Here is a 4,359-nt window from a genome sequence, read left to right on the forward strand (position 1 = left end):
AATCAGCATGGACGGGAAAGGCCGGGCTATGGACAATATATTCATCGAACGGCTGTGGCGCAGTGTGAAGTATGAAGAAATATATGTAAACGAGTATCGATCCGTTGATCAGCTACGTAAGGCACTGAAAAAATATTTTAATTTTTACAACCATGAACGACCTCACCAGAGTTTTAATGGACAAACTCCAGCCGAAATATATTATGGTGAAAATCAGTTGAGGTTGGTGGGATGACAAATCGGGCTAAAAGAGGAAGTTTGCCCGATTATATTGGGGGCCAGCCCCCAAGCCCCCGGGATTTAACGCATAAGAGACCAATGCATGATGAAAGGCAGTGCCAGAGCTACCTGACACTGCCCCATGCTTCGGTCACCAGTTGCGGCGCTCAGGTTGCTTCCCAGCATTGCCCTATCCTCCGAACGGGTATGGGGATAGTATCAAAATCAATTAACATTACAAGTTGCCAGTCATCAAAATTTAAAAAATTGAGATTGAAAAGGGTATCCAAAAATTGGGGAAAAATTGCTTGAATAATTTATCCAAAATTGACGCTTAAATTGAGTGAAAAACTGTCTTGACATTGGGGTCCACTATACATTGCGCTATGGTGTTCTATGGCGAAAAAGAAGCAAGGGAACACAAAGCTCAAAAGGAAATCGTTGGGTTGAACGAATATTGTCATTTAAACAGACCTGCTCGATCCTGGCTCTGGATTCTTTCCCTTTGCTGGTAAAGCTCATGGATTCATTTTTCAAAGAGCAAGAGCCGGATATTTCTTGGCTCTGATAAACTTTTCCTACTTAACCCCGTGAACGGATACGAAAAATGATAAAACTTAATAAGAAAATTGAAAGCAATCCCGATACCGTTTCGGGAAATTGGTTTGGTTGTGCAAAAGTCCCGAAACTATCCATCATCACCATTAATTTGAACAACGCTTCCGGCCTGCACAAAACTATGGAAAGCGTGATTTCCCAAACCAGCCATGATTTTGAGTACATTATCATTGATGGCGGCTCAAGCGACGGCAGTGTGGAAGTGATCAAATCCTTCACTAATATCCCCCTTGGACAATATACAATTCAACCTCAATCTCAACCTATCACCTACTGGGTCAGCGAATGCGATAAAGGTATCTACAACGCAATGAATAAAGGCCTAAAGGTAGCTAAAGGTGAATATTGCCAATTATTGAATTCAGGGGATTGGTTGGTAGATGAACAAGTGGTGGCAAACATGCTCAATGCCTTAACTGATGGCGATATTTTTGCAGGGAATGTAGTTTTTGTGCGCCCCGATGGTAAAATACGTTACACTAAAAATACGATTCCTGTTAGTTGCCTAACCTTTTATCGTTCTTCAATACAGCATACTTCAGCTTATATTCGCAGGGCACTTTTCGAGAAATACGGGCTGTATGACGAATCGCTTAAAATTGTTTCGGATTGGAAATGGTATTTATTAGTAGCTGGTCTAAATAAAGCGAAGGTGGTTTATTTAGATATTAATGTATCGTATTTTGACACTATGGGCATAAGTAGTACCAACATTGTTTTGGAGAAAGCTGAACGGCGTCAGGTGTTAGAAGAACTTCTTCCTGCTCCTATACTTGCTGATTATGATAAATACCACTTTGGCATTGGACAAATGGAACGTATTAAAAAATATAAATGGTTATACCGCTTATTATGGTTTATTGAACGTGGCCTATTTAAAATCGAAAAATGGAAATTGAAATGTTTTGGATGGGAAAAAAAACAAAACAACGAGATGTAAAACAATAAATGAGCCTGAAATGATTCTTCTTATATATCGAGGCTTACTATTACAGATTTGTTGTGAAGGACTAAGGAGTAACGGTTAATGCTAGTCGATAAAATTCTACGGAAAATTAAAAAATTAAAAATATCAAAGAAAATATATTTCTATTTTTGTGTGCCGGCTCGAATTAAAGCTAATTTCATATCTGTATCAAATTTTGAGTTAGAGTATAAAAAAAGATGGGCAGAACACAATGAATTGCCAAAGGGCAATGATTGTTTTTCAGCAGTGTCAAATGAACAAAATGCAAAATTAAGCCAAAGGTTAGAAGATAATAGAAAGGTTATTTCATGGTTGGATAGCAATAAAAGACTAAAAAATAGAAAAGTTTTGGAAATTGGGTGTGGAAATGGGACATCAACTATTGCATTGGCTGAACAAGGTGCAATTGTAACCGCAATTGACGTCGATGAGAAATTATTATTAGACGCCAAAATAAGATGTGAAATTTATGGTCTTAATGTTAAATTTTATCTAATGAACGCTGCTGATGTTGGGCAGATTCTTTCAAATGATGTTTTTGATGTTATTATTTTCTGGGCATGTTTGGAGCATATGACACTTGATGAAAGAATAAACTCAATGAAAGCAACTTATAATATACTTCCATCAGGAGGGCTATGGTGTGTTATTGGAACACCCAATCGTTTGCATTTTTTCGATTCCCATACTTCTTTAATGCCTTTTTTCCATTGGTTATCAGATGAATTAGCTATGAAATATTTGCCATTTGTACCAAGACTCGAATATAGGGATCACCTAATTAATAATGAGAAAGACAAATTGTTACAGTTTCATCGCTGGGGAAGAGGAATAAGTTTTCATGATATTGAAGTAGCGTTAAAACCTTTAAACGAATTAAATATTATTAGTGGTTTAACCCTCTATTATAGAAAGAATAACTTTATATTTAATATCATGCACAGATTTTCTGCAAATGGAAAATATGAATCATTTTTTAAAAAGCTTTATCCAGAAATACATCCCTGTTTTTTTGAACCATATTTGAATTTAATCATCCGAAAGAATTAGTACAAACTAATATTCTACCTGCACAACCTTTTGGATTAGCTTTGACAAGTTTACATCAGTTAATAATACGACTTAATGGTGAATTTTTTCTCAGAAACTCGGGTTTTAGGCTCGTTATCAAAAATAAATCATCCAATAGAGGAAAATTGTAGACAACCTGCGTTGAGATATGTATGGTAATCATGGAATAATATAACAGAGAGTGAGTTTTTCATGAATGACCATATCAAACTGCAACAACAGCATCTAATCAATTTAATCCCTGAAATGAAACTATTTTTAACCAAAACCTGGGCAGAATTAAAAGGAAAAGAAAGAAGACAATTTATGGCACATGTTGTCTCTCTTATGGGGAAAGGAGGGCAACGAAGGGCGCAAAAAGAACTTGGTTGGGATCGCGGCACTATCCGAAAAGGCTTGAAAGAGCTAAAAACAGGGATCATCTGTGTTGATAATTTTTCGGGAAGAGGACGCAAACCTTCAGAATCCAAGTTTCCTTCGGTACTCGAAGATATTAAAAGCATTATAGAGCCAATTTGCCAGACAGATCCGACATTCAGATCTATTCAGTTGTATTCACCAATAACGGCTAAAGAAGTTCACAATCGTTTGGTCGAATTCAAGGGGTATTCAACCGATGATATTCCCTCTGTAATTACGATCAACAGAGAGCTTTGCATGATTAGGATCTTCTCCGGTTTTAGCATTTTGGGGAAATTTTTTCATACTTTGGGTGCTATTGGAGGCGGTCGAGCTATCAAATTTGTGGCCAGCCCGATGCTTGCCAGTTCAATTTCACCTCCGTTTGAGGCTGTTTTTCCCGGATTTTGGGATCCGGGCGCACCTATCCATCTAAACTGGAGTAACATTTAGTATTTTGGCCCCCTTTTTCAAATTGAAAGCAAACTGCCGGAACATGATATCAATGGTGTTTTTGAGTATCTTTGGGAACCGAGCCCTTTCTCCGCAATCATGCATGTGGCTGATTCCAAAGTACTGCTCCACGATGTACCGGAATTTTGAAATCGCTTTGTTGCGCTCTATTTCTGTATCAGTCAGCTTTGCCGTTTTAGAGTCTTTGCGCATGATGCCATCTTTAATATTGTTTAAGGCAAGGAACCCACGATTTGGAGCGCCAGCGTATCCTTTGTCGGCATAAACTTTTTTGATTTTATCTTTTGTATGCATGCTGGAAATAGTAACCATAGGCAGATGTATGGAATCATTCTGGGAAGACGGTGTCAGGTATGTGGAAAGAATGAATCCGTTGTTGGTATCCACAGCCGTATGTTCTTTAAGCCCAAAATGTGGTTTTTCGTTTTTAACGGTCCAATCGGAATCAAGATCTCGAGAATATTTTTTCTTGCTGCCCTTTTTATTCAGTTTACCTTTCGGGGTTTCTGCTTTTTGCATAAGTTCTTTAAGTTCCTATTGGGAAACAGGATGGCTTACCGATTTAACCAGGCGAGCATCGACAGCAATCCCTTCGTTGATGGACAGTCCGT

General features: G+C 37.9%; 5 protein-coding genes. 4 read left to right on the forward strand and 1 reads right to left on the reverse strand.

What is annotated here, in order from left to right:
- The 4 genes from KKG99_00025 to KKG99_00040 form a co-directional block, all read left to right on the forward strand.
- Nucleotides 1-235: integrase core domain-containing protein (locus KKG99_00025; protein MBU1011361.1), on the forward strand; the 235-nt coding region annotated here is incomplete at its 5' end.
- A 591-nt stretch (nt 236-826) separates the two neighbouring features.
- Entirely contained in the window at nt 827-1,777 is a 951-nt protein-coding gene (locus KKG99_00030; GenBank protein ID MBU1011362.1) for a glycosyltransferase, read from the forward strand.
- An 87-nt stretch (nt 1,778-1,864) separates the two neighbouring features.
- Nucleotides 1,865-2,854, forward strand: a complete 990-nt coding sequence (locus tag KKG99_00035) for a class I SAM-dependent methyltransferase (GenBank protein ID MBU1011363.1) — start codon at nt 1,865-1,867, stop codon at nt 2,852-2,854.
- A gap of 267 nt (nt 2,855-3,121) precedes the next feature.
- Nucleotides 3,122-3,727, forward strand: a complete 606-nt coding sequence (locus tag KKG99_00040) for a hypothetical protein (GenBank protein MBU1011364.1) — start codon at nt 3,122-3,124, stop codon at nt 3,725-3,727.
- Here the strand turns inward: KKG99_00040 and KKG99_00045 are convergent.
- Nucleotides 3,707-4,267 carry a transposase gene (locus KKG99_00045; GenBank protein ID MBU1011365.1) on the reverse strand — a complete coding sequence of 187 codons (561 nt, stop codon included), beginning with the start codon at nt 4,265-4,267 and terminating at the stop codon, nt 3,707-3,709. The genes KKG99_00040 and KKG99_00045 overlap by 21 nt on opposite strands.
- Between the last annotated feature and the right edge of the window lie 92 nt (nt 4,268-4,359).

Source organism: Bacteroidota bacterium (assembly GCA_018816945.1).
Classification (GTDB): domain Bacteria; phylum Bacteroidota; class Bacteroidia; order Bacteroidales.

Excerpts from the sequence above, each read along its gene's own strand:
- KKG99_00030 (MBU1011362.1), top strand. The coding sequence starts at position 827 with ATGATAAAACTTAATAAGAAAATTGAAAGCAATCCCGATACCGTTTCG.
- KKG99_00035 (MBU1011363.1), top strand. The coding sequence starts at position 1,865 with ATGCTAGTCGATAAAATTCTACGGAAAATTAAAAAATTAAAAATATCA.
- KKG99_00040 (MBU1011364.1), top strand. The coding sequence starts at position 3,122 with ATGAAACTATTTTTAACCAAAACCTGGGCAGAATTAAAAGGAAAAGAA.
- KKG99_00045 (MBU1011365.1), bottom strand. The coding sequence starts at position 4,267 with ATGCAAAAAGCAGAAACCCCGAAAGGTAAACTGAATAAAAAGGGCAGC.